This is a genomic window from Methylobacterium sp. E-065, assembly GCF_022829605.1.
Classification (GTDB): Bacteria; Pseudomonadota; Alphaproteobacteria; order Rhizobiales; family Beijerinckiaceae; genus Methylobacterium.
This window is the reverse complement of record NZ_JAKSYD010000048.1, coordinates 1-986: the sequence shown is the minus strand read 5'-3', so window position 1 is coordinate 986 and position 986 is coordinate 1. Positions and strand designations below refer to the sequence as shown.

The following is a 986-nucleotide window of genomic DNA, read 5'->3' as shown; positions in this document are numbered from 1 at the left end:
AATGGCCAACGGCCTGCTGGTGGCGGTGCTGGTGCGCCTCGCCGAGCCGGAGCACGACAAGGTCGGAAGCTGGTTCTTCGAGGTTGGCTTCGGCCGGCTGCAGGGGAAAAAGGCTCCGACCTTCCCGAGCCTGGAAGAAGCGACGCGCTGGCTGCGACGGCATCTGAAGTCGGTGTGAGCGATCTCGCTGGCGACCAGATAGGACATGCTGCCCTCAGAAGCCGAAAGGGACGCCACGGGCCGGACAACGGGGGTAGATCATGAGCCAACCCGAACAAGGTAGCCCTGAGGCGGTGTACGTGTTGGCCATGGTCGGCGAGATGATGCGGCGCGTTCTTGAGGATGTCCTCGTCGATCTCGCGCGAACCAGGGGAGCCTCCTACCTCGACCTGTTCATGGAGCGTGAGCTGACCCGCTACGCTGATCTGTTCCGCGAGCGATCGGACGACACGCCTGAGACCACCAGCATGTTGCGCGCCTGGTTCGGGATGGAAGGCAGTGCGGCGTTGCGGGCAGTCGTCGACCGCGCGAGCGCGCAAGCGAGGCGTGACTGATGCCGCGAGCTAGGCCGACAGGCGTTTGGTGTTGAAGGCGACGTGCTCGCGGTAGCGGGCGATGACCGTCTCGGGCGATCCGCCGTGCATCAGCGTCGTCATCGCTTCGCCAGCGGCCTGCCTTGCCGTTCGCTCCTCGTGGATGGGTTGGTGTGCCCCCACATGGTGGAGATGATCACCTTCAATCCGAACCCGCACACCCTGCGCGTGACGCCCTCTGCGAAGGAGCCCGGACGGTTCGAGTGGTCGATCACGCGCGATGGTGTGGTAGTGCGTCAGTTCGTTCGATCCTTCGGCCCGGAAGACGAATCGGACGCGACTGGCGACGTGGCCTACGGAGCCGTCACGATTCGATGGCAGAACGCACGGTAAGATCGACCGTAGATCGCACGCTTCAACGTGGTCGGTCTGTGGCTGTACCCGCCACGATCC

At 64.5% G+C, this 986-nt stretch carries 2 protein-coding genes; both read left to right on the top strand.

Annotation, left to right across the window (positions count from 1 at the left end):
• Nucleotides 1-260 precede the first annotated feature (260 nt).
• Nucleotides 261-554: a hypothetical protein gene (locus MKK84_RS04395; protein WP_243916841.1), complete on the top strand. Its 294-nt coding sequence runs from the start codon at nucleotides 261-263 to the stop codon at nucleotides 552-554.
• Between the two features lie 162 nt (nucleotides 555-716).
• Nucleotides 717-926 carry a hypothetical protein gene (locus MKK84_RS04390; RefSeq protein ID WP_243916843.1) on the top strand — a complete coding sequence of 70 codons (210 nt, stop codon included), beginning with the start codon at nucleotides 717-719 and terminating at the stop codon, nucleotides 924-926.
• The last annotated feature ends 60 nt before the right edge of the window (nucleotides 927-986 follow it).

What these genes read in the sequence shown, in the direction of transcription:
- MKK84_RS04395 (WP_243916841.1), top strand. Translation starts at nt 261, where the DNA reads ATGAGCCAACCCGAACAAGGTAGCCCTGAGGCGGTGTACGTGTTGGCC.
- MKK84_RS04390 (WP_243916843.1), top strand. Translation starts at nt 717, where the DNA reads ATGGTGGAGATGATCACCTTCAATCCGAACCCGCACACCCTGCGCGTG.